This is a genomic window from Faecalibacterium sp. I4-3-84 (assembly GCF_023347255.1).
Classification (GTDB): Bacteria; Bacillota; Clostridia; order Oscillospirales; family Ruminococcaceae; genus Faecalibacterium; species Faecalibacterium taiwanense.
This window is the reverse complement of record NZ_CP094466.1, coordinates 415,101-434,495: the sequence shown is the minus strand read 5'-3', so window position 1 is coordinate 434,495 and position 19,395 is coordinate 415,101. Positions and strand designations below refer to the sequence as shown.

The following is a 19,395-nucleotide window of genomic DNA, read 5'->3' as shown; positions in this document are numbered from 1 at the left end:
TTCAGTATAAAGGTGAATATTCGATTTGCAATGCGTTTCCTCTTGTGATAAGAATCCGTTTGCCACGGAGGGGCTGGAAACACTTGCAAGTAAATATGTACGGGGCGGCAGACGCCGCCCGGAAAAGATTAGCCGAACAGACCGCTCAGCAGGGGGATCAGGGTGATGCCAATCAGGGCAACACCGCCGCCAGCCATGAGCTGCTTCATACCCTGACTTTTTACTGATGTGTGATAAAGAAGTAATAGAAGTGTAAAAAATTTTGCCGTTCCTATCCGGCACATGAGGTATGTCGGATAGGTCGGGCGGTTATTCGGGCAAGTCCACCTTGCCAACAAAAGAATAATAAATCTCAATGTCCTGCCTACGGGTCTTGTTCTCGTCATAGCTGCACTCATGCACAACGATTTTCTCTACAAACTCCCGCAACAGAGTAGGGGTAAGTTCTTCAAAGCTGGTATGCCGCCGAACAACATTCATAAACTTTTCTGCGTTCACGGTGGCTTCCTGTGCTTTGGAAAGCTCCGCTTGGATAGCAGCGGCTCTTTCTTTCAGCTCCCGTTGTTCTGCTTCATAGTCTGCCGACAGCTCTGTGAAACGCTCGTCTGATATGCGCCCGGTCACGCTGTCCTCATACAGCCGCTTGAAAATAGCGGATAACTCGGCTATGCGTTTCTCGGCGGCTTCCAGTTCCTTTTTCTTGGCGGCGTTCCTGCGCTTGCCCCCGTCCTCGTTCTGCTCAATCAAGAGCTTCATAAACCGGGCTTCATGCTTTGCCGCATAGCTTGTCACTTTCCGCAGATTGGAGAGTACGCCAGCGGTCAAGAGGTCGGTGCGGATAAAGTGCGCCGTACAGTCATGGGTGCGTTTCTTGTAGTTGCCGCAGATATAACAGTCCTGCTTGCGCTTGTCCGTCTGGTATCGCTGCTGATACATGACACTACCGCAGTCCGCACAGAACAGTATGCCGGAGAACAAGCCCACTTCATCATAGCGGTTGGGGCGTTTGCGCTGCTTGCGAAGTTCCTGCACCCGTTCCCATGTCTGGGTGTCTATGATAGGCTCGTGGTGGTTCTCGAAAATCACTTGCTTTTCCAGGGGATTTTCTACACTGTGCTTGACTTTGTAAGAGAGCTTTTCTGTCTTGAAGTTTACCAGACAGCCTGTGTATTCCCGGTTTTCAAGGATATGCACAACGGTATTGGTCGCCCACTTGCACTCATAGCCGGGGTGGTAGCGGCGGGTGCTGCCCGTCCTACGGTATTCCAGCGTCCCCGGCGTGAGGATTTGCTGCTCTGTGAGCATACGGGCTATCTTAGTCGGACCGTTCCCGGCAAGGCAGAGGTTGTATATCTGCTTGACTACGGGTGCAGCTTCCTCGTCAATAATGAAATTTTCGTCCTCGTCCATGAGGTAGCCATACACAGGCTTGCTTGTGATGGGCTTGCCACTCATGCCTTTTGAGCGTTTTACTGCTTTGATTTTCTTGCTCGTATCTCTCACCAGCCATTCGTTAAAGATATTCCGCAGCGGGGCAAAGTCATTGTCGCCTTGTGCGCTGTCCACTCCGTCATTGATAGCGATAAAGCGGACACCTTTCTGTGGGAAAATCATTTCCGTGTACATTCCCACTTGCAGGTAGTTTCGCCCTAACCTCGACATATCCTTTACGATAACTGTCCCGACTTTTCCGGCTTCAATGTCCGCAAGCATGGCTTGAAAACCGGGTCTTTGAAAGTTCGCACCAGAATAACCGTCGTCCGTGTACCAGCGCAGATTGGAAAAACCGTTCTGCTTTGCATAGGTTTCAAGAATACGCTTCTGGTTGGAAATGGAATTGCTCTCGCCTTGCAGCTCGTCCTCATGGGAAAGTCTTGGGTAAAGGGCGGTAATTGGTTGTTGGTTGGTCTGTCTTAACATAAAATCCTCCGTTTCCGACAGCCAGCCCCACTATTCCGTACCTTGATTGTACCACATGGGGCGGCGGTCTGTATAGCGGCAAAAGCGTCAAATCTGCTTCTTTATGGTCGGTCAAATCGCCGTTTTTTGTGTAGCAGCTTCCGCTTCCAGCACTTTCATCATCTTGTCGGCTGCGGTATCGGTTGCGCCCTGCTTGAAGAAGCCGGAAACGGTAAGGACGGAGTTGCCCATGCGGATTTCCGTTACACAGTCCGGGCGGCGGTCTGTTTTGGTGGTGCTTGTCTGTTTCGTTTCTGTCATAGGCTCTCCTTTCGCTGCTTCATCAGTTGCTTTAAGCGTTCCAGCTTTTCCTGTGCGGTTTCCTTTCGGAAGTTGCTGCCCGTGAAGCGGACGGGGGCGCACATGGAAGTCAGCCTGTCATAGATACGGGCGTGGGGCGTGTCCTGCGGGTGCTGCAATTCCTCCAGCGTGAGGTTGGTCGTGGCGATCAGCGGCTTGTCGCTTCGGTAACGGCTGTCAATCACGCTGTAAACCTGTTCCAGCCCGTATTCTGTTCCTCGCTCCATACCAAAATCATCAAGTATCAGCAGGGGGTAGCTGCAAAGGCGGGAAATATATTCGTTCCTGCCATCAAAGCTGGCAGCAAGGTCATTGAGTATGGTTGCAAAGTTTGTCATACAGACGGCAACCTCTTTCTCCATAAGGGCGTTGGCGATACAGGCGGCAAGGTAGCTTTTTCCTGTCCCCACGCCGCCCCAAAACAGGTAGCCGATATTTTCAGCCTGCATGGTTTCCCAGCTCTCCACATAAAAGCGGGCGGTTTCGGTCTGCGGGTTTCTGCCGTTGTCATGCTCAAATGTCCAGTTCCGCATAGCAGGGTCGGTAAAGCCCCGGCGTTTCAAGTCCTCCACTTTTTCAAGGTGCTTCTGTCGGCTTTCGGCGGCTTGCTGCTTTTCACGGGCTGCCCGCTGGCAGTCGCAGTCTGTCGGGTGGCGGTCACGCCCGAAACAGGTCTTTCCCTCTGCAAAGTAGGCTTCTTTGGGCGTATGGCACTTGCCGCAGTATAAAAGCCCGTCCTCGCCTGTGTAGTCCTCCGCTTCGGCGGTAGTGGCTGTAATGTCCGTAATCATAGCTTCAATCTCGTTTTTCATAAGCTCTCGCCCTCCTTGCATGAATAATCGGGTATACCCTGTTTCGGGGCAGCCTTGCCTTTGGCAGCGTCTTCCTGCGCCCACTTGTAAATGGTGGCTGCATGGCTGTGGTACTGCTTCCCAGTGGAAGCGATATGGCAGGAAAGCCGGTCAATATAATACTCCCACTTGTCGGGCAGCTCTGTTTTCAGCCCGGAAAGCTCTGTATCGGTCAGTATCACATTGTTGTATCTGCCATAAGCGGCGGGGGCGGGGTGTCCCGTTTCTCCCTCTCTCTCTTTTTCTATCTCTATCTCTTTCTCTAACTCTATCTCTTTCTCTGGTGGACGAATGTCGGACAAATGTCCGCCTTTTGTCCGGGGCGGTAAAAGTGCCTTGTTTTCCAGCCTTGCAGCCCGTTTTCGCTCGGCTTCGGTAGAGGACTGTCCTATCATCAACTCAATGTCGGTCATATAGAAAGCCCCGCTGTCAAGCTGCTCCACAAGCCCCAACTGCCGGAAAATCTCCAAAGCCCTCTCAACCGTTCCTATCTGGTGGCGGGTCAGTGTCGCTATCATCTGCGCTGTGTAGGGGATATGCTCGTCAAGCTGCAATTTCCCGCCGTTTTTCAGCGATTTTAAGTACAGCTTCAAGAGGATATTGGAGTATAAAATCCCGTCTTTCATATCTTCCAGCAGCACAATGGAGTCGCTGTCAAAAAAGTTCTCTTTCAGCTTGAGGTAATAATATTTGCGGTTATCTGCCATTGTCCCTGTCCTCCTTTTTCCGGCGTTTGGAGTAGTAGTGGGGGCAGAGTATGATAATCGCCCGGAAGCTCTGCTTGCAGCTATGGGTACAGCCCCGGCAGAGGTCATTGTATGTGATACGGTCGCAGGTGGAATTCCCGACTTTCACTTGCCGCAGGAAAAAAGACCATTCCAGCCGCCGTTTCTTGCTCATTCTTGGCATGGGTGCGCTCCTTTCTGCCGTTTCCGCTGGTGTGGCGGTATCGGCGGTAATTCTGTATCATCTCGGTATCATTTTCGGGGTTTTTCTGCCCTATAAGCCCGTTAAAAAATCCTTTGGTATTTGCGGATAGGGTACGGGGCAGCCCCCTTGTTCTGTATAGGTTCGGGTACATTTTGGGGCGGTTTTTATCGTTCCTGTTCCTGCCTTTTCACAGGCTTGCGCTCCCGGTGTAAAATCTGGTCGATATTGCCCTTGACAGTCTGTAAGCGGCGGTATTCCTCCCGTTTTGCCCGGTAATCGTTGTAGCCGCTGTTTTTCTCTTGGATAAGGGTTTCAATCTCTGCTTGCAGGGCTTTATAGCTCGGCAGCTTGGAAATGCCGTTCTCCCTGAAATAGCGGGCGGCTGCGTCTGCTATGATAAAGTCGCTTTCGTACTTCTGACGGTAGGCTGCTTTTGCTTTGGCGTTTTTCTGCTGTTTCAGCCCGTCCCGGACAGGGCGGGTCTTGGAATAGGCAAGCACCTGTCGTTGCAGCTCCTTTTTCCCGTTCAGCGTCTTTTCCACCTGCTTCAGCTCTGCAAGGCTTTCCTGCATGGCGGCATAGGCGGCAGAACAGGCTTCGTCCAGTTCCTCCGGGGAAGAAAAGCCGTACTGCTGGTAGGCAGTAACGGTAGCCGCCATCTGCTTTAGGTTGTGCTTTGCCGCCCAGCGGTCATAACCCACGCCCTTGCCCTCGGCTCGCTTGGCTTCCCGGTCAACCATGCGCTGCAAGATGTTGTCTGCCGGGGTGGTTTTTGCGGCTTTTTCCTCCTGCAAGCGTCCCTTTTGGGTGTGTGGGTATTCCGGTATGGTTTTGGTCTGTTCGGCGGCTCTGTGGGCGTTCTGCGTAAGCAGGGCAAGGACAGCAGCCTTGTCAAAATCGTCCCCCAGCTTCCGGGCTGTGATAGGCTTCGTCCTGTCCGGCGTGAGGTAGGAAAGCCGCCCCCGGCTCTCCTTGACGGTCACACCCTCCTGCAGCAAAAGGGAAGAAAACTCGTCAAAGCTGGCAGCTTGGGAAAGTGCCTGCCGTATCGTCCGGCGCAGCTTCGCCTTGTCCGTTTCAAACTTGGTGGGCTTGGTCGGCTGTCCTGCGGCTTCTCTGGCGGCGTTCTCTTTATCAAGGGCAAGCTGCCCTTTCTTTGCCGCCCAGTATTCCCGTTCGGTTATCCGTTCCTTGCTGCCGTTCAAGAGGTCGATTTGGTAAAGCCCCTCCCGGTGGCACATCTCCATGACTTCACTCTTGAAATATTCCATAGCGGCATTGGTGCAGCGGTGCTTGCAGCCCTCCCGTGTATCGGCTGGTCTGTCCATGTAGGGCAGAAGCGGGACTTCATAAATCCGCAGGGAGTTGATGACGATATGCACATGGATATTGCCGCTGTGGTTATGCCCGTCCGGGTGGGTGCATACAAGGGCTTGGTGTCCGGGGAAATGCTCTTTGCAGAACTGCTCGCCCAGCTCCTGTGCCCGGTCTACGGTCAAGCCGTTGTCTGTCCCGTCCCGTGGGTCAAAGCTGATGATATAGTGGTGGCTTTTCACATCTTCCCGTTTTTGGTTTTTCTCATAGCGGAGATTGGCTCGCATACAGGCAACGGCGAAATCCTCGCCCCCGCAGTTAAGGGAAGAAATGCGGTAATCCTCCCTCGGTATCAGCCGCCCGTTTTCATCAAGGGTGGGCTTCATGGTAAACTCGTCATGCTCAAATGTGAGGTAGGCTTCCGCTGCGCCATAGTCGGCATTTTTAGAGCTGATATGTTTGAATGTTGCCAACAGCGTCACCCACTTTCTGCAAGACTTCAAACTTTAGGGCAGCAAGGTCGGAAACCGCCGCCCGCACCTCCCCGGCAAGTTGCGGGTAGGGGCTGTGCCACTCGTTCAGTGTCCGGGCTATCTGGTTTAAGTTGCCGCCGATCCTGCCGTATTCGGCGGTCAGCTTCCCGACAGCGGCAAGCAGCTCGTCGTTGACGGGGGAAACAGTTATGATGGGGCGTATGGCTGCCCCGGTTATGGCTTGCCGGATAAACTCGGCTTGGCTCATGTTGTAGGCAGAAAGCCTTTCCGCAAACTCGGCGTATTCTTCCTCGGTCATGCGGGTCTTGACTACCCGGCTGCGGTGCGGCGTGTTATATCGTTTTCGCATGGTAAAAACCTCCTTTCGGCTGTGCGTGGTGTCCTCTCACTAATAGGAGAAAAACAGGGTGTGAAGCGGAACTGTTTTTGAAAAATCCGAAAAAATATTTTGAGGGATTTTTAAGCGGCGTAAGCCGCATTAGCAGGGTTTGGGGAAGGCACTCCCCAACAAGATTCCCGCAGGGGCAAAATGAGCGAAAAGCGAATTTTGGTACTGCGGTAGAATCTTGCTCTAAAAAACTACCGCTTTCCTCGGCGGCTCTGGTTTGCGGATATACTGGCTTGCTCCACCAATATAGCGATTGCGGCGGCGTGTTCTGCCCGCTGTTCACCACTACAACGGTGAAAAGGGGGCGTTTTGGCAAACGCAGCGGAAATTTTTTTGTTTTACCTGTCTGCTCCCTACAACAATCCGGCGGTGTGGTTTGCCAAAGATTTTTGAAAATGGGCGCAAAAAAAGCAGTAAACCTTTTCAAGATTTACTGCTTATCTGCCGCTGTGATGGGCGGCGGTATTAAATTGTCAGCCGTTTTTCAAATGGAATTTATCTGCAATCGCTTTCTTTCCGCTTTCCAATTCCTTTTCTGTAATCTTCCATAATCCTAACGCAATGATCTGCTATCTTTTGCATTCCGAGTTCTTCAAAAAAGGCAATTTGTATTTTCATCAGTTCTTCACAAACAGTCAACTTCTGCTCATCCATATTGCTAATAGCAAGCCATGGGAACGCTTTATATTTCTTAGTGTCCCCAATGAGAAAATTGTACCCTATCAACTCATTTTCACGGAAAACGAAATAGAATTGTGGGCCTGAACCTGGAACTGACTTTTCCATAATTTGCTGCATTGTTCTCACGCCGCCGTATGCCGGAAAAAAACCTATTCGCTCAAGAGCATTTAATATGTCAATCCTTTTATCTGTGGGTATGTCTCTATAATTGATAATCTGTTCCATTTGCTCTACCCTCATTGAAGTTTAATTTGTCAGGCTCTAATTATACAACTTTTCTGTTTAGCGGTCAAAGCGGAACTTCAACAGGCTTTCTATCAGTTGCCTGACAATATGCTCCTGCATATCCGTGTTAATCTGTCCGTCCATTTTCGCACAAGAGCGGACATATCCCGCATAATGGGATAGGACGGCGGCAACAGCTTCCGGGTCGCCCTCGCTTGCCTTAACGATTGTCTCATAGGGAAGTAGCTGGCTCATAGGACAAACCCTCCAACTCTGCCCGTAGCCGCCGTAAAATCATCTGAATACGCCGCCCGGTTGTGTTGCCAGCCCGTCCATATCTCCGTCCAATCTCCCTATGCGTCAATCGTTGGAAGTAGTACAAGAAAATGATTTCCTGTTCCATCTGTGATAGTGCGGACAGGGCTGCGGCAAGCTCTGGACTTTCCAAAAGCACCATCTGACCACAGACGAAAAGCGGATAGCTGGTCATGCCGGATTGCTCCGCAAAGTATTTATCTGTGGTACTGAATGGATAGTGTTTTTCTTCTATCAGATATTCAAGCGAGATTTCCCGCTTGCGGCGGCTCCGTATGCTCCGGGCTGCGTCTATGGCAGCGTGGCGAATAACAGTCTTGCAAAAGGCATCGTGTGTATGCCGGATATGTTCTTGATACTTTTCGTGTTCGGTCATGGAAAATCCCCCTTTCTGAATAATGGCAGAGGGCGGCAGCATCTTGTGCTGTCGCCCTCTTGATTACCGAACAGCAAAGACGGGCGGGGCTGTCAACGGCGGCGCATTTGCGCCGTTCATCTTGACCGTTGACAGGCTCGGCTGGGTTTGCTATCTGCTCACGGCAATTCACTCTCATTGATAGGAATTGCCTCAAGTTCCGTATTCAAATTGTTCCAATAAGAGCCGATATCCGCACTTGTGAAATACTTAAAACCGCCTGCTGCTGACTTCAATTCGCCGTTTTTAACCCCATAGCAGGCGTAAATCAAATCGTAGCTTGTTCCATCTGAGAGGTTAAATCTAAAGCTGGTCACATCTGCTCCGGCAGTTTCCTCAGTCGTTTTGTCTTTTAGGGATAAGCCCTTGAACTTATCATATAGGGTCTTTATATCATTTTCAGCAACAACTACTTTCTTTTCTGCTGATGCAGGCACTCCGTCATAGTGGTACATTTCAACGTTTTCGACATCTTCAACCTCAAATGGGAAGTCGATTTTGACAGGCTCATAAGCAATGTTTATAGGTAACAGAAAGAGAGCTGTAAAAATTGCAATGATACAAAGAGCGATGGAAACGAGAACAGCAATCGTTATCTTTTTTCTGCCTCTCTGCTTTTCTTTTGCCTCATGGCGCATAATAACGCTTTCGCTTTCTTCGTGAAGAACATCTTCGCTCGTGTGAGAAAGCAATTTCTGATAAATTGCGTTACAGTCAGCACAGGCGTTCAAATGCTCTTTTACCATCTCTGCGCTTGCTTCGCTGCAAGCACCGTCAACATACAGCGGAAGAATATCTCGAACAATATCGCATTGTTTACTCATGCTTTTCATCCATCCTTTCTTGAATTTTTAGCTTTGCACGATGATAAGTAACTCTCGCCCATGATTCTGTTTTTCCAAAAATTGCAGCGATTTGTGAAAAAGATAGTTCCCCGAATACGCGAAGCTGAAAGACTTCTTTGTATGGTTCTTCCAAACGGTGAAGAACGAGGTGTATGCGGAACGCCATGTCAGAATCTGCAACTGAGTTCTCAACATTTTCATTTGATGGCAAGTCATTGATTTCACTCACATCAGCTACTCGCTGACGGCTTCGCATTTCATCATGGTAAAGGTTTTTTGCTATGGAGCAGAGCCATGTCAATTCATCTGACTTACCTTTGAATTGTGATGTTGTAGAAACAGCCTTATAGAATGTGTTCTGCGTGATTTCCTCTGCTATCTCACGATTTTTGGCAAGAGAAATAGTATACGAGTATACCTGTAAATAGTAGGCTTTATAGAGCTTTTCATAGTCCATACTTGTCATCACCTCCTTCAGCTTCATAGGTTAGACGGAGAAATCGGAATTTCGTTACAAAGAAGTTTGAAATTTTTATACCTTTACGCTACTCTTGCTTTGTGCGGACTATTGGTAGACGCGCATTAACGGCAAGTAAAGAGATTGCTGTGTCAGCTTGATATGTTCAAATGCTAATTAAGTATAGCATACAGCTATGAATTTTTCTATTGCGTTCCCCTGACTTCGGAATAGTGGCAGGGCTGGCTATCCTTGTTTTGCTTTGTGCTTCTCTACCGTACATGAGCATTTGCGGAGGGGTTATCGCCGCCGTAACCCTCCATCAGGTTGACGGCACCCCACACGCCCAGACCGGCACCCAATGCCACGACCAGAGTCTTCAGAACGTCCACTGCGCTGTTAAAGAATTCCATAGAAAAATCTCCTTTGTTTTGAAAAAGTGACTCTGCACACACCTGAAATCCGTTTGCAAAAAGCCGAAAACCACGGCGAAGGCTGATTTTCCGGTGTACCTGTTGGGTCAATGGGTAAAAAATAACCGCTCGTCTTATCAGGCGGGCGGGAGTGAATCAGCATCCACCATGACAAAGGTATCGTCTGGGTGGATTTTTTCTTTTCGGTTCAAGAACTTCTCGATATCGAGTGCGTTCTTGGGGTCATAGTCGGAGGTGTACTTGTAGTTCGGGTGCTGGGTCAGGTCGTACTTGTCGCTCATAAACGGGCGCACACCCCGCAATTGCAGGATGCACTTGCCGCCATCCAGCACCGCCAGTTCATCCCGGCTCATAAGTTCGTGGCCGAGTTTTTGATAGTTGGTGCCATAGCTTGGGCTATTGCCACGGGTATCTGAATTGTTGTAGCTGTCGATGGTTTCCTTGCCGAGTGCTTCGGCAAGATCTTTCAGGGTGGTAGGCTCACTGCCGCCGAGGAAAATCTGGCTGTCCATATTGCCCACGATGGTATCCGCATTATCTTTGTAGATGGCTTTCAACTGGCTGCGGGTCTGCAAGACCAGACACGCCGAGATCTCACGGCTGCGGATGGTAGCCACCAGCTTTTCCAGCTGCGGAATCTGACCGATGTTAGCACACTCATCGATCAGGCACCGCACATGGACTGGCAGTTTGCCGCCGTATTGGTCATCTGCCTTATCACAGAGCAGATTGAAAAGCTGGGTGTAGATCATGGAGATCAGGAAGTTAAATGTACTGTCCGTATCGCTCATGATAAGGAACAGCGCCGTTTTCCGGTCACCCAGCTTGTCCAGTTCCAGCTCATCGTACATGGTGGCATCCCGGACTTCCTGAATATCAAAGGGTGCGAGCCGGGCACCGCAGGAAATAAGGATGGACTTAGCCGTTTTGCCGGCAGCCAGTTTATAAAGTTTGTACTGCCGCACTGCAAAGGATTTTGGCTTCTTCTTGCCCAGATCCTCAAACAACAGGTCTACCGGATTTTGATAAGTTTCATCATCTTCCGAAACCTGCATAGTATTCAACATTTCCAGCAGTGTTGCGAAGTTTTGCTCCTCAACCGGGGCTTCATAATGCAGATAGGCAATCAATGAAACCAGCAAAAGCCGTTCCGCTTTGTCCCAGAATGGGTCGCCGCCCTGACCTTCACCTTTGGTGTTGGTCATCAGTGCAGTCACGAGTTTCAGCACATCCTTTTCACTATGGATGTACGCCATAGGGTTATAGCGCATACTCTTGGAAAAGTTGATCGTGTTGAAGAATTTTAGCTTGTAGCCGTGCTTTAACAGGGCTTCTCCACATTCCACGCCGATACTACCTTTCGGATCTGTAACCACGAATGATACCGGAAAATTCTTGGAATCACATTGCAGCAGATTCGGCTTGATAAAGAACCTTGTCTTACCGCTGCCGGAACCGCCCACCACCAGCACATTTTTATTCCGGGCATTCTTGGGGTCCGGTGGGCGATTGCTCATCATCAACCGTTCCGTTTTGGTTAGGATGATGTTGTCGGCGAACTTTGGTGCCATGAACGGCTCAATGTCCTTCGGAGTTCCCCACCGGGCAGAGCCGTACTCCATGCCATGCCGGTACTTTTTGGCGTTTTTGCCTTTCAGGTACACCGCCAGCCGCATTCCAGCACCGCAGCACAGACCAATGAACAAGTCAAATAGGTGCAGACTGGGCAGCGGATTTGAAAATGCAGCCGGGAGCGTATCCATCAGCGATACGATTTTGTCGCCAAGTTCCTTACCCGCAGCCAGCCGCCATGCCTCGCCCAGATTGGTAGCTACAAGCCCAATCACCACATAGGGCAGATAGAGCGCCAGCAGCTTGGAAAGCTTCTTTTTGCTCATAGGCCGCGCTCCTCCTGCTTGTGCCGCACTTTGTCCGGCAGATTTGCAACGGACTGCGCCAGATCATGTAGCTTTGCCAGCACGGAAGGACGCTTGGTTTTATCCAGCACCGATGCCGAATATTCCTTGAAAGCTGCATTCAAGGCATCCGTGTCCTGTGCCTTGAAGTAGATTAGATACCGGGGCGGCTTGCAGGACAGGTCTTTCTGGATGGAGTAGTCGATGTGATACCGCTTGGCATAGCGGTCAAAATCCTTGATACCGGTTTTCTGAATCTCCACATTTGTCACACCACGGTTCTGTCGTACCAGCCGCTTCATGGACTGCTTGCCCTGCGAAGCGTGCTTGTCGTACTGCCGCAACAGAAACTGCATCCCGCGCAGCAGGGTGCGGGCGGACAGTTTTGTGGTCGAGATGGCAAGGTTGACCGTCTTATGCTCGATTTCTTCCTGCATCGTTACCACCTCCTGTGCAGAAAATCGTCTTAGCGGTCATGTTCCACCGGGGGCTTGTTTACGGCCTTCTCTGCGTCATTCTGAACCGATTCATCCGGAACCGGAATGACCATCAGGCGACGCCCCAGAGGGAGAAAAGCTTCGGGTTGATGAAATTCTTCTTCATACTTCTGCGCCAGCTCCGGGGAGAGCGATACAAAATCCTCCTCACCCAGACCTACCACCAAAAAGGTCCCGGCAATAACATCGTACATCAGCCCGTCCTCGTCCCATAAGGCACGGTTCAACGGCAGTCCCATGAGCTTGCCGTCATCGTTATAGACGATGGCGACCGGGTCACTGAACGGATAGCTGGCACCGATGTTTCCACCGACTGCCTGCTGCAAGGCTTTCAGGTCAGGATTGATCTCGACCTGCTTCGGGTACTGTCCCGGTGCAATTTTCAGCACCGTCAGGGTGTTCTTTTCCTGTTCCATGCTTATCCTCCTCAAATTTAATGGTGATTTCCTGTCCGGCGCGCGCCGCATTCATCAGGGCTGCGATAAAGAACCCACAGAGCGCACCGGCTTCATAGATCAGAAAGTCTTTCACGAACTCCATTACGCAACCTCCGAAAGCGCAACACCAACATGGCGCATCTCAGCATCGTCATAGAAAAACAGATGCTCCCGAATAAAATCTTCCACATCGACCTTTTCATATCGGCTCGGAAGCATAAGACAACGCTCATTTTCCCTGCGGCAAAGAAATGCCGTGCCGGTCAGGATTTTTCTTCCGCTTGCGGCGAGAATCTGCTCTGGCTGGTAGCGAATCTGAAAATCCGTATGCGGAACGTCAAAGACTTCGTAAGTCCCCTCAAAGTAAGGAAACTTCTTTTGAAGGGATTCATCAAACGGCACACACTGAACACCTTTTTCGGCACTGATAAGGGCAACTTCCGGCCCAACCTCGAAATGGTGCTTCAGTTCCTTGAGACACTCCTCGATAATCTCATCGTGCGACAAGCCCGGATACATTGCAACAAACCTCGCTTTCTGGGCTTTCCGCTGTTCTCTTTTTTCTCTGGTTGACATAAAAGGCACCTCACTCCATGCAGATGCAGGGCAGCTTCTGGCCGTCAGCCATCAGGGTGACGCTGTGGCGCATCAGGTACTTCTGAAAGAGGTAGACCTGATCAATCGTCAGCGAGATGAACTCGCCATCCATGTTGGTGCGCACCAGAATGACCGGGCCGGTCAGATAGTGCTTGCCTGCCAGTTTCAGAACCTGAGCCGGGTTGTAGCTGAGCAGCAGCGAGCTGTCGGGGATGTTCAGGTACGCATCATCCTCGTCAAAGCAGGGCAGGATGTCGGGAGCTTCGTCCAACGTGATGACCGTCAGCTCCATGTCCGGGGCGATGGCGGCAAAGTAGGTCTCGCCGCTGCCACCGCTCTCCGACAATGCTGCACAGATATGCATATCAATGGTGATTTCCTCGGAACGAATAATGGGATTGGAATCATTCTTCATAGGCATTTTCTCCTTTTTCCTAAAGAAAAAGACCCAACCGGGTCTTTTCAAATTCATATCCTGTCAGCGTTCTTCACTGCGCTGACGCTTTTTCTGCCACTGTTCCAGCAGCTTGATGATGGTATCTTCCATCTGTTTGGGCGTGTAGCTGCGCGGAAAATACTTTTTCAGGGTGTCATTTTTGATGACGACCTTATCCAGCTCGTCCTTCTTGGCTTCTCCCATGATGGCAAAAGCCACATCATACGAAAACTGCCCATTCTGCGCCATCTTCTTGAGCCGCTGTGCCTGCGAAAGAGAGGGAAAGTTCTGTGTATCGTTCATTGCTTCTAAAAAATCCCGCTGTTGGGCTTCGTCCAGATAGGACAGTTCCACAGCGGGATTGAATGCAATTTTCTTTTCATCCACCATGTCGAGCAATTCGGGAACAAGATTTGTCAGACGGATAAACCGCTGGACTGTCTTATAGCCTTCACCAGTACCCTCAGCGACCTGTTCAATGGACAGTTTTGACTTCTGGACAACTTGTCCAGAAGTTAAATCCGACCTAGCACCTTGCTTTTTTATCGCCTCCAGCTTCATTTTGTAGGCAAATGCGCGTTCACTGGGCAGAATATGCTCACGCTGCAAATTGCTGTCCACCATAAGGATCACAGCCGCATCGTCCGACATCTCTCGAACAATGACCGGCAGCGTTTCCAGCCCGGCCAGTTCTGCGGCGTGTTGACGGCGGTGCCCGGAGATGATCTCATAACCGCCCTCTGGTCTGGGGCGGGCAAGCAGCGGTGCAAGCACACCATACTGCGCCACACTTTCCACCGTCCGCTGCATCGCTTCGTCATCTAAGACCTTGAATGGGTGATTTTTGAACGGAAACAACTCTCTAATCGGAATCTGCTGCACCTGCTCATGCTGTTCTTCCTGCCGGGATTCTTCGGTTGAAAAAATATCATCGTAACTGTTCAGACTGACGTTTACGCTGCTTTTCGGCATTGGCCAACACCTCCTTTGTCAGAGATTTGTAGGCTTCTGCCACTTTACCCTTCGGGTTATACTGAAAAATGCTTTTGCCCGCTGCGCTGATTTCCGCAGCACGGACGGAGTGGGGAATCGTCTGCTCAAACACTTTGATGTGTTTACCGTATGCCTGCCGAATCAGCGTGTCGATCTGTCGGCCATAGTTGGTGCGGCTGTCCGTCATGGTGAGCAGGATGCCCTCAATTTTCAGCTTTGGGTTGATCTGCCGATGCACCTTGTTGATGGTCTGCAAAAGCTGTTCCAGACCTTTCGCGGAAAGATACTGTGCCTGCACAGGAATCAGGGCAGTGTCTGCCGCCGCCAATGCGTTGATGGTCAGCATCCCAAGGGAAGGAGTGCAGTCCAGCAGGATATAGTCATAGTCCTGCTTTGCACTGTCCAAGACCTGTTTCAACATCTTTTCGCGGCTCATGGTATTGACAAGGGCAACTTCCATCCCAGCCAACTCTATGTTGGCTGGGATGAGGTCTACGCCCTCTGCATGGTGTAGCACACCTTCACCGGGTGGAATGCACTGATCATTCATGGCTTTCTGCATCAGGGTCGAAAGGGTAACGGGCAGTTCGTCCGGCTTCTGCCAGCCCATACTAATGGTGAGTGAACCCTGCGGGTCAGCGTCTACAAGTAGGACCTTCTTACCCTCGGCGGCAAGACCGACACCCAAGTTTTCACAGGTTGTTGTTTTGCCAGTGCCTCCCTTTTGGTTGACAATGGCAATCGTGGTTGCTTTTTTGGAAATTTTTATCACCCCCGTTTCGCTAAATCGTGGTTGGTCTGATTCTGATAGTAAAGCTGTATGGTGGTCGGTGCGTTGTACAGAGAAGCGAGCAGGTATTGCTTCATGTTCCTGATTGGGCTGCTGTTCTCTGCAAGGCACTTCAACACAAATTTGATGTGGTCGGCGTTCAGCTTCATAAACCGGCTGCGTACCACCTCGGCGGGCTTATCATCCCCGGCGATGTGCAGCAGCTTGCGGTTGGTAGCACAGGTGTCCACCAGCAAATCAACGATCTGGTAGATGATGTCCTCGTCATCCGGGCAAAGCCAGAGCAGAAGGTCTACCTCCAAAGACTGCGAAAAATATTCTTCCAGTTGGGCGCGTTTACTCATCCCATCCGATTCTTCGGAATAGAAGGAATCGATCTCACTCATTTCAGTATCATTCTCTATTACAATAAACATGGAACCGGATATGGCAGCCAGCCATATTCCATTCCAACTCGTACCTAAGCTACAATAAGAGAGTAATCGGCTAACGCATCATTCTCTGGGCTTCTACGCCCGTTCTAAAGACAGTTGACCATCTCTCTTGTTGTAGCATTCGTTTTAAGCAGGTTGAGCCACCCGCCAAGCGGAGCGTTCGTGTCACCCAATAGATTGAATCGGCAACGAGTAAAAGATGGATTCCGGTTGCAAATACAAAGTAATGGAGGAACCGTTATGAACGCTGTAGGCATTGACGTTTCCAAAGGAAAGAGCATGGTTTGCGTCATGCGCCCCTTTGGAGAAGTAGTACTCGAACCCTTTGAAGTTTTACACACCGCCCAAAGCCTGAACGATCTGGCTGGGAAGCTCAAAGCTTTGGACGGAGAGACCCGTGTCGTCATGGAAGCCACCGGGAATTACCACAAACCAGTTGCTTTCGTTTTACACGATGCGGGCTTATTCGTTTCCGTAGTCAATCCTGTTCTGATTCATGACTATGACAACAACAGTTTAAGACGTGTCAAAACGGATAGAAAAGACGCTGTTAAAATCGCCAACTATACGCTCGACAAGTGGACACGGCTACGACAGTATCTTCCCGAAGATGATACCCGGCTGGCTTTGAAGAATTGTTATCGTCAGTACCAGCAAGCCGTGGCAGTTCGTACTATGCTGAAGAATAATCTGATCTCATCTCTTGACCTGACCTTTCCAGATGCAAACAAGCTATTTTCAAGCCCCGCAAAGAGCAACGGGTGCGAAAAATGGGTCGATTTCATTGGAGACTTCTGGCACAGTGAGTGTGTTTCAAGCCTTTCCTCTGATGCCTTTGCTAAAAAGTATTTAAAGTGGTGTCAGAAGCACGGATATAATTTCACTCGCTCAAAATCGGATACGATCTATGCCTGTGCAGTCAATGCTGCTTCTCTTCCAAAATCCCCAACCTCAAAACTCCTTATTCAGCAACAGGTCGCTCAGCTGAAAGCCGTATCTCAGTCCGTGGCTGCATTCCAGCAGGAGATGCTTCGCCTTTCTCAACAGCTTCCGGAATTTGATACTGTGATGGAAATGTACGGCGTCGGCCCTTCTCTCGGTCCTCAACTGATGGCTGAGATCGGAGATGTCCGTCGTTTCTCATCCAAGAAATCACTCATTGCATTTGCAGGAATTGAACCGCAGCCAAATGATTCTGGCAAGATTGTGGGCAACGATAGCGGAATTAGTAAAGTGGGTTCGGCTGTTCTACGTAGGACGCTCTTTCTGATTATGACTGTCATCTTGAAGACACAACCTCAGGATGAGCCGGTTTTTCAATTCATGAACAAAAAGCGCTCTGAGGGAAAACCCTACAAAGTTTACATGATGGCTTCAGCCAACAAGTTCTTGCGAATCTATTATGCTAGAGTGAAAGCTGTAATGGACTCCAAACACTCAAAATAAGCATGGATATTTGTTTTTGGTCGTAATTTCCTCTTGAGCCTGAGCTGAATTCAAAGAACCGCTTAGCTGGCGCAGCGAACCCTTGACAAACCGAAGCATTCAAATGCTATCCTGATTTTGCGAGGGCTGGCTGGGCTTGCTTTGCTATCCCCTCCGTCGCCCTCGCTGTGTTTTGACCAGCATTTGAATACTGTTTGTCATGGGCAGCGGTCGGTTAGCGAATTTTCTTGTTTTGGGACTTGACTTTTATTAGCAGGTCTTTAGTCTTATTATATCGTGATTTTGCAGGGTCTTGACACGCGATTTTGAAGCCACAAGAATCGTCATTATCACGATTCTTGACACTCTCTTTTGAAGATTCTGCTGAAAAGTTTTTCACATACACCAAACTTGGCTTTCCTTGCCCTCGGCGTTTTCGTTCAATCAGACCAAACTTTTCAAGTTCCCGGAGCAGCTTGGTCGCTTTGTTGTCTGCGCAACACAATGTCCTCTTGACATCCTCGATCGTGAAGAGGATGAACACCCGGTCCTGCTTGTCCAGCCAGCCGTTTTTGGCTGACAGGCTCATCCGATCCAGCAGGATGCCGTAGAGCGTCTTGGCATCCGTGGACAGGCTCTGGAACCGCTGCTCCTGAAAAAGAGCCTTTGGAATGCGGTAGAAGGAGAAAAGCTCTCCAGTCTGTCCGTAGAAGTAGTCAAGGGTCATGCGGTTGGTTCATGGATAAAAAACAGCAAAAATACATCGGCATCGTTGAGAAAACCTCCTTGTCAATACTTTTGGAGAAAATAAAAAGCGCAACTTTGATGTGTAAAATCAAAATTGCGCTAAGTAAGCTGTCAGAAAAAAACTTTTCTCGTAAATGACCTTCTCTCTGAGCAAAACCTATTGACACACTTAAAAATTGGGTGGTGAAATTGCCTTGTAGGCGGAGCATGATCCCTGGAAGCAGGATGCAGCTGTGAACCTTTTTGGCAGATAGAACGTATCAACGCGATATTAAGCCTGTCCCCACACTTTCGTGTGGGGGTGTGTTTCGATACCGTTCGGGAGAGCGCTTGCATGGCATGCAAGAGGTCACCGGTTCGATCCCGGTATTCTCCACCATTAGCTCAAATGAGAGTTAAGAACACCGTTGATTTCAAATCGAAGTCAACGGTGTTTTTGTGTTTGTCAGCAAGCAAGTTCATCGCTATTCTCCAAATACTGTGCAAGATCAAAGTTGAAGTCCACATGGATTTGGTATCCGCGATAAACGTCTACCCTGCGGATAAGCTGGCTGACGATCATCTTTTTTGCTTCAAAGCTGGCACTGTCGTAGAGATCAGAAAAAGAAATCAGTTCTTCGTACAGTTTTGATACGTTGTCCATCAGTTCGGCAGTTTTTTCTGTTTCTGCATAGGAAGATTCATAAAGAGCATCCAATTCCCGAAGTTTTTCCTCCTGCGCTGTAATCATCTCGACAAGGGTTTCTTTGGGAAAGACACTCTCGCCTTTGATACAGGCAAGAATCTCGGCTTTCAGGGAAATCAAGTCTTTTTGGGCTTTATCCCGCTCTACCTGAATAGTTTGCAGATGATTCTTGCGTTCGACAACTTCCCGCTCGTAACGCCTTGTAATGATCTGCTCTTTCGGGATGCCTCTCATTTTGGAAAAGATCTGACGGACTGACTTATCAATGATCTCATCCAAAATATGTACCGTATAACCCGTCTGCCCGGTGCAGTTGGTCTGCTTGCGGAGCTTTCCGTAACAGGTATAGCGAATACGCAGCGTATCGTCTAACGAACCATCTGCCATTTTTCGCCATTTACGGCTGCTGGTCAGTTCCAGCTTTGCACCGCAGTGTCCGCAGTAAGCGTTGCCGGCAAGCAGCGACTTCCCATGGATGTTCAAAGGAAGGCGATTTTCGGCTTCCGCAGTTGAGCGTACAGAACGTTCATTCCGAATGCGCTGTGCGTTTTCAAACTGTTCCTGCGGGACAATCTGCAAATCCGGCATCAATTCTGACCGTGCATTTTCGCTTATTGGAAGGGTCAGCTGTTGATATATGCCGCCCTTTCCTGTATACTGTTCTTGTTGTATCTGTTTTTTCACAACCTCAGCTTCCAACAAAAAATGAGATAGGCAACCCCTTTCGGGGAAGTCTATCTCATTTTTTTCGTTGGCGCTATTTTGCAACAGCCCCTTTTTATGTGTTGTGAAGAAATATCTATCTGTAAAAGATTCGTCCGAATGTACTT

23 protein-coding genes and 4 pseudogenes are annotated in these 19,395 nt (G+C 49.7%); 2 read left to right on the top strand and 25 right to left on the bottom strand.

Features of this window, described 5'->3' with window-relative positions:
• Window positions 1–128: 128 nt before the first annotated feature.
• The 8 genes and pseudogenes from MTP41_RS15675 to MTP41_RS02040 form a co-directional block, all read right to left on the bottom strand.
• Window positions 129–221, bottom strand: a pseudogene (locus MTP41_RS15675) (Maff2 family mobile element protein); the annotation flags it as partial.
• A gap of 88 nt (window positions 222–309) precedes the next feature.
• On the bottom strand, window positions 310–1,920 hold the full coding sequence (locus tag MTP41_RS02070) for a recombinase family protein (RefSeq protein WP_215704675.1): 1,611 nt from the start codon (window positions 1,918–1,920) through the stop codon (window positions 310–312).
• A 111-nt stretch (window positions 1,921–2,031) separates the two neighbouring features.
• Window positions 2,032–2,220: a transposon-encoded TnpW family protein gene (locus MTP41_RS02065; RefSeq protein WP_002569233.1), complete on the bottom strand. Its 189-nt coding sequence runs from the start codon at window positions 2,218–2,220 to the stop codon at window positions 2,032–2,034.
• Complete coding sequence (locus tag MTP41_RS02060) at window positions 2,217–3,071, bottom strand: ATP-binding protein (RefSeq protein WP_055222989.1); 855 nt, start codon at window positions 3,069–3,071, stop codon at window positions 2,217–2,219. The genes MTP41_RS02065 and MTP41_RS02060 overlap by 4 nt, the downstream gene beginning before the upstream one ends.
• Window positions 3,068–3,817: a phage replisome organizer N-terminal domain-containing protein gene (locus MTP41_RS02055; protein WP_008394427.1), complete on the bottom strand. Its 750-nt coding sequence runs from the start codon at window positions 3,815–3,817 to the stop codon at window positions 3,068–3,070. The genes MTP41_RS02060 and MTP41_RS02055 overlap by 4 nt, the downstream gene beginning before the upstream one ends.
• Window positions 3,807–4,019 (bottom strand): hypothetical protein, encoded by a 213-nt coding sequence (locus MTP41_RS02050; RefSeq protein ID WP_039891482.1) that lies wholly within the window; start codon window positions 4,017–4,019, stop codon window positions 3,807–3,809. The genes MTP41_RS02055 and MTP41_RS02050 overlap by 11 nt, the downstream gene beginning before the upstream one ends.
• Before the next feature lie 185 nt (window positions 4,020–4,204).
• Window positions 4,205–5,827 (bottom strand): relaxase/mobilization nuclease domain-containing protein, encoded by a 1,623-nt coding sequence (locus MTP41_RS02045; RefSeq protein WP_249236078.1) that lies wholly within the window; start codon window positions 5,825–5,827, stop codon window positions 4,205–4,207.
• A complete protein-coding gene (locus tag MTP41_RS02040) occupies window positions 5,799–6,197 on the bottom strand; it encodes a plasmid mobilization protein (protein ID WP_002569238.1) in 399 nt (132 codons plus the stop codon). The genes MTP41_RS02045 and MTP41_RS02040 overlap by 29 nt, the downstream gene beginning before the upstream one ends.
• A gap of 77 nt (window positions 6,198–6,274) precedes the next feature.
• Between MTP41_RS02040 and MTP41_RS02035 the strand changes: the two genes are divergently transcribed.
• Window positions 6,275–6,787 carry a hypothetical protein gene (locus tag MTP41_RS02035; RefSeq protein WP_249236077.1) on the top strand — a complete coding sequence of 171 codons (513 nt, stop codon included), beginning with the start codon at window positions 6,275–6,277 and terminating at the stop codon, window positions 6,785–6,787.
• Here the strand turns inward: MTP41_RS02035 and MTP41_RS02030 are convergent.
• The 15 genes and pseudogenes from MTP41_RS02030 to MTP41_RS01960 all read right to left on the bottom strand — a co-directional run.
• Window positions 6,732–7,157: a hypothetical protein gene (locus MTP41_RS02030; RefSeq protein WP_005921288.1), complete on the bottom strand. Its 426-nt coding sequence runs from the start codon at window positions 7,155–7,157 to the stop codon at window positions 6,732–6,734. The two genes, MTP41_RS02035 and MTP41_RS02030, sit on opposite strands and share 56 nt — an antisense overlap.
• A 42-nt stretch (window positions 7,158–7,199) precedes the next feature.
• Window positions 7,200–7,397, bottom strand: coding sequence for a helix-turn-helix domain-containing protein (locus MTP41_RS02025; RefSeq protein WP_005921293.1), 198 nt, complete (start codon window positions 7,395–7,397; stop codon window positions 7,200–7,202).
• Complete coding sequence (locus MTP41_RS02020) at window positions 7,375–7,833, bottom strand: RNA polymerase sigma factor (protein WP_023921375.1); 459 nt, start codon at window positions 7,831–7,833, stop codon at window positions 7,375–7,377. The genes MTP41_RS02025 and MTP41_RS02020 overlap by 23 nt, the downstream gene beginning before the upstream one ends.
• 158 nt (window positions 7,834–7,991) lie before the next feature.
• On the bottom strand, window positions 7,992–8,696 hold the full coding sequence (locus MTP41_RS02015; protein WP_005946129.1) for a zf-HC2 domain-containing protein: 705 nt from the start codon (window positions 8,694–8,696) through the stop codon (window positions 7,992–7,994).
• A complete protein-coding gene (locus tag MTP41_RS02010; protein WP_003533443.1) occupies window positions 8,689–9,201 on the bottom strand; it encodes an RNA polymerase sigma factor in 513 nt (170 codons plus the stop codon). Before MTP41_RS02010 ends, MTP41_RS02015 begins: the two co-directional genes overlap by 8 nt.
• 257 nt (window positions 9,202–9,458) lie before the next feature.
• Window positions 9,459–9,587: pseudogene (locus MTP41_RS02005) on the bottom strand (Maff2 family mobile element protein); the annotation flags it as partial.
• Between the two features lie 137 nt (window positions 9,588–9,724).
• Entirely contained in the window at window positions 9,725–11,506 is a 1,782-nt protein-coding gene (locus tag MTP41_RS02000; RefSeq protein ID WP_097782586.1) for a VirD4-like conjugal transfer protein, CD1115 family, read from the bottom strand.
• Entirely contained in the window at window positions 11,503–11,961 is a 459-nt protein-coding gene (locus MTP41_RS01995; protein ID WP_005924899.1) for a PcfB family protein, read from the bottom strand. The genes MTP41_RS02000 and MTP41_RS01995 overlap by 4 nt, the downstream gene beginning before the upstream one ends.
• A gap of 29 nt (window positions 11,962–11,990) precedes the next feature.
• The gene (locus tag MTP41_RS01990) at window positions 11,991–12,437 is read right to left on the bottom strand and encodes a DUF3846 domain-containing protein (protein ID WP_249236076.1); all 447 of its coding nucleotides are present in this window, start codon (window positions 12,435–12,437) and stop codon (window positions 11,991–11,993) included.
• On the bottom strand, window positions 12,358–12,561 hold the full coding sequence (locus MTP41_RS01985) for a hypothetical protein (RefSeq protein WP_249236075.1): 204 nt from the start codon (window positions 12,559–12,561) through the stop codon (window positions 12,358–12,360). Before MTP41_RS01985 ends, MTP41_RS01990 begins: the two co-directional genes overlap by 80 nt.
• Window positions 12,561–13,034, bottom strand: coding sequence for a hypothetical protein (locus MTP41_RS01980; protein WP_154266146.1), 474 nt, complete (start codon window positions 13,032–13,034; stop codon window positions 12,561–12,563). The genes MTP41_RS01985 and MTP41_RS01980 overlap by 1 nt, the downstream gene beginning before the upstream one ends.
• 10 nt (window positions 13,035–13,044) lie before the next feature.
• On the bottom strand, window positions 13,045–13,470 hold the full coding sequence (locus MTP41_RS01975; RefSeq protein WP_249236074.1) for a hypothetical protein: 426 nt from the start codon (window positions 13,468–13,470) through the stop codon (window positions 13,045–13,047).
• A 63-nt stretch (window positions 13,471–13,533) separates the two neighbouring features.
• Entirely contained in the window at window positions 13,534–14,463 is a 930-nt protein-coding gene (locus MTP41_RS01970; protein ID WP_249236073.1) for a ParB/RepB/Spo0J family partition protein, read from the bottom strand.
• Window positions 14,420–15,253, bottom strand: coding sequence for a ParA family protein (locus tag MTP41_RS01965; protein WP_249236541.1), 834 nt, complete (start codon window positions 15,251–15,253; stop codon window positions 14,420–14,422). Before MTP41_RS01965 ends, MTP41_RS01970 begins: the two co-directional genes overlap by 44 nt.
• Window positions 15,253–15,675 (bottom strand): annotated as a pseudogene (locus MTP41_RS01960) (DUF6017 domain-containing protein); the annotation flags it as partial. The pseudogene MTP41_RS01960 and the gene MTP41_RS01965, both read right to left, overlap by 1 nt.
• Window positions 15,676–15,948: 273 nt before the next feature.
• Here MTP41_RS01960 and MTP41_RS01955 point away from each other — a divergent pair.
• A complete protein-coding gene (locus tag MTP41_RS01955) occupies window positions 15,949–17,154 on the top strand; it encodes an IS110 family transposase (protein WP_154244678.1) in 1,206 nt (401 codons plus the stop codon).
• 256 nt (window positions 17,155–17,410) lie between these two features.
• Here the strand turns inward: MTP41_RS01955 and MTP41_RS01950 are convergent.
• Window positions 17,411–17,860, bottom strand: a pseudogene (locus MTP41_RS01950) (replication initiator protein A); the annotation flags it as partial.
• A gap of 465 nt (window positions 17,861–18,325) precedes the next feature.
• Entirely contained in the window at window positions 18,326–19,249 is a 924-nt protein-coding gene (locus tag MTP41_RS01945) for a zinc ribbon domain-containing protein (RefSeq protein WP_242959258.1), read from the bottom strand.
• Window positions 19,250–19,395: the final 146 nt, after the last annotated feature.

What these genes read in the sequence shown, in the direction of transcription:
- MTP41_RS01995 (WP_005924899.1), bottom strand. Translation starts at nt 11,961, where the DNA reads ATGCAGGAAGAAATCGAGCATAAGACGGTCAACCTTGCCATCTCGACC.
- MTP41_RS01985 (WP_249236075.1), bottom strand. Translation starts at nt 12,561, where the DNA reads ATGGAGTTCGTGAAAGACTTTCTGATCTATGAAGCCGGTGCGCTCTGT.
- MTP41_RS02065 (WP_002569233.1), bottom strand. Translation starts at nt 2,220, where the DNA reads ATGACAGAAACGAAACAGACAAGCACCACCAAAACAGACCGCCGCCCG.
- MTP41_RS02025 (WP_005921293.1), bottom strand. Translation starts at nt 7,397, where the DNA reads ATGAGCCAGCTACTTCCCTATGAGACAATCGTTAAGGCAAGCGAGGGC.
- MTP41_RS02060 (WP_055222989.1), bottom strand. Translation starts at nt 3,071, where the DNA reads ATGAAAAACGAGATTGAAGCTATGATTACGGACATTACAGCCACTACC.
- MTP41_RS01980 (WP_154266146.1), bottom strand. Translation starts at nt 13,034, where the DNA reads ATGTCAACCAGAGAAAAAAGAGAACAGCGGAAAGCCCAGAAAGCGAGG.
- MTP41_RS02030 (WP_005921288.1), bottom strand. Translation starts at nt 7,157, where the DNA reads ATGAGGGTAGAGCAAATGGAACAGATTATCAATTATAGAGACATACCC.
- MTP41_RS02000 (WP_097782586.1), bottom strand. Translation starts at nt 11,506, where the DNA reads ATGAGCAAAAAGAAGCTTTCCAAGCTGCTGGCGCTCTATCTGCCCTAT.
- MTP41_RS02015 (WP_005946129.1), bottom strand. Translation starts at nt 8,696, where the DNA reads ATGAGTAAACAATGCGATATTGTTCGAGATATTCTTCCGCTGTATGTT.
- MTP41_RS01975 (WP_249236074.1), bottom strand. Translation starts at nt 13,470, where the DNA reads ATGAAGAATGATTCCAATCCCATTATTCGTTCCGAGGAAATCACCATT.
- MTP41_RS02020 (WP_023921375.1), bottom strand. Translation starts at nt 7,833, where the DNA reads ATGACCGAACACGAAAAGTATCAAGAACATATCCGGCATACACACGAT.
- MTP41_RS02040 (WP_002569238.1), bottom strand. Translation starts at nt 6,197, where the DNA reads ATGCGAAAACGATATAACACGCCGCACCGCAGCCGGGTAGTCAAGACC.
- MTP41_RS02010 (WP_003533443.1), bottom strand. Translation starts at nt 9,201, where the DNA reads ATGAAGCTGAAGGAGGTGATGACAAGTATGGACTATGAAAAGCTCTAT.
- MTP41_RS01955 (WP_154244678.1), top strand. Translation starts at nt 15,949, where the DNA reads ATGAACGCTGTAGGCATTGACGTTTCCAAAGGAAAGAGCATGGTTTGC.
- MTP41_RS02050 (WP_039891482.1), bottom strand. Translation starts at nt 4,019, where the DNA reads ATGCCAAGAATGAGCAAGAAACGGCGGCTGGAATGGTCTTTTTTCCTG.
- MTP41_RS02070 (WP_215704675.1), bottom strand. Translation starts at nt 1,920, where the DNA reads ATGTTAAGACAGACCAACCAACAACCAATTACCGCCCTTTACCCAAGA.
- MTP41_RS02055 (WP_008394427.1), bottom strand. Translation starts at nt 3,817, where the DNA reads ATGGCAGATAACCGCAAATATTATTACCTCAAGCTGAAAGAGAACTTT.
- MTP41_RS01990 (WP_249236076.1), bottom strand. Translation starts at nt 12,437, where the DNA reads ATGGAACAGGAAAAGAACACCCTGACGGTGCTGAAAATTGCACCGGGA.
- MTP41_RS01970 (WP_249236073.1), bottom strand. Translation starts at nt 14,463, where the DNA reads ATGCCGAAAAGCAGCGTAAACGTCAGTCTGAACAGTTACGATGATATT.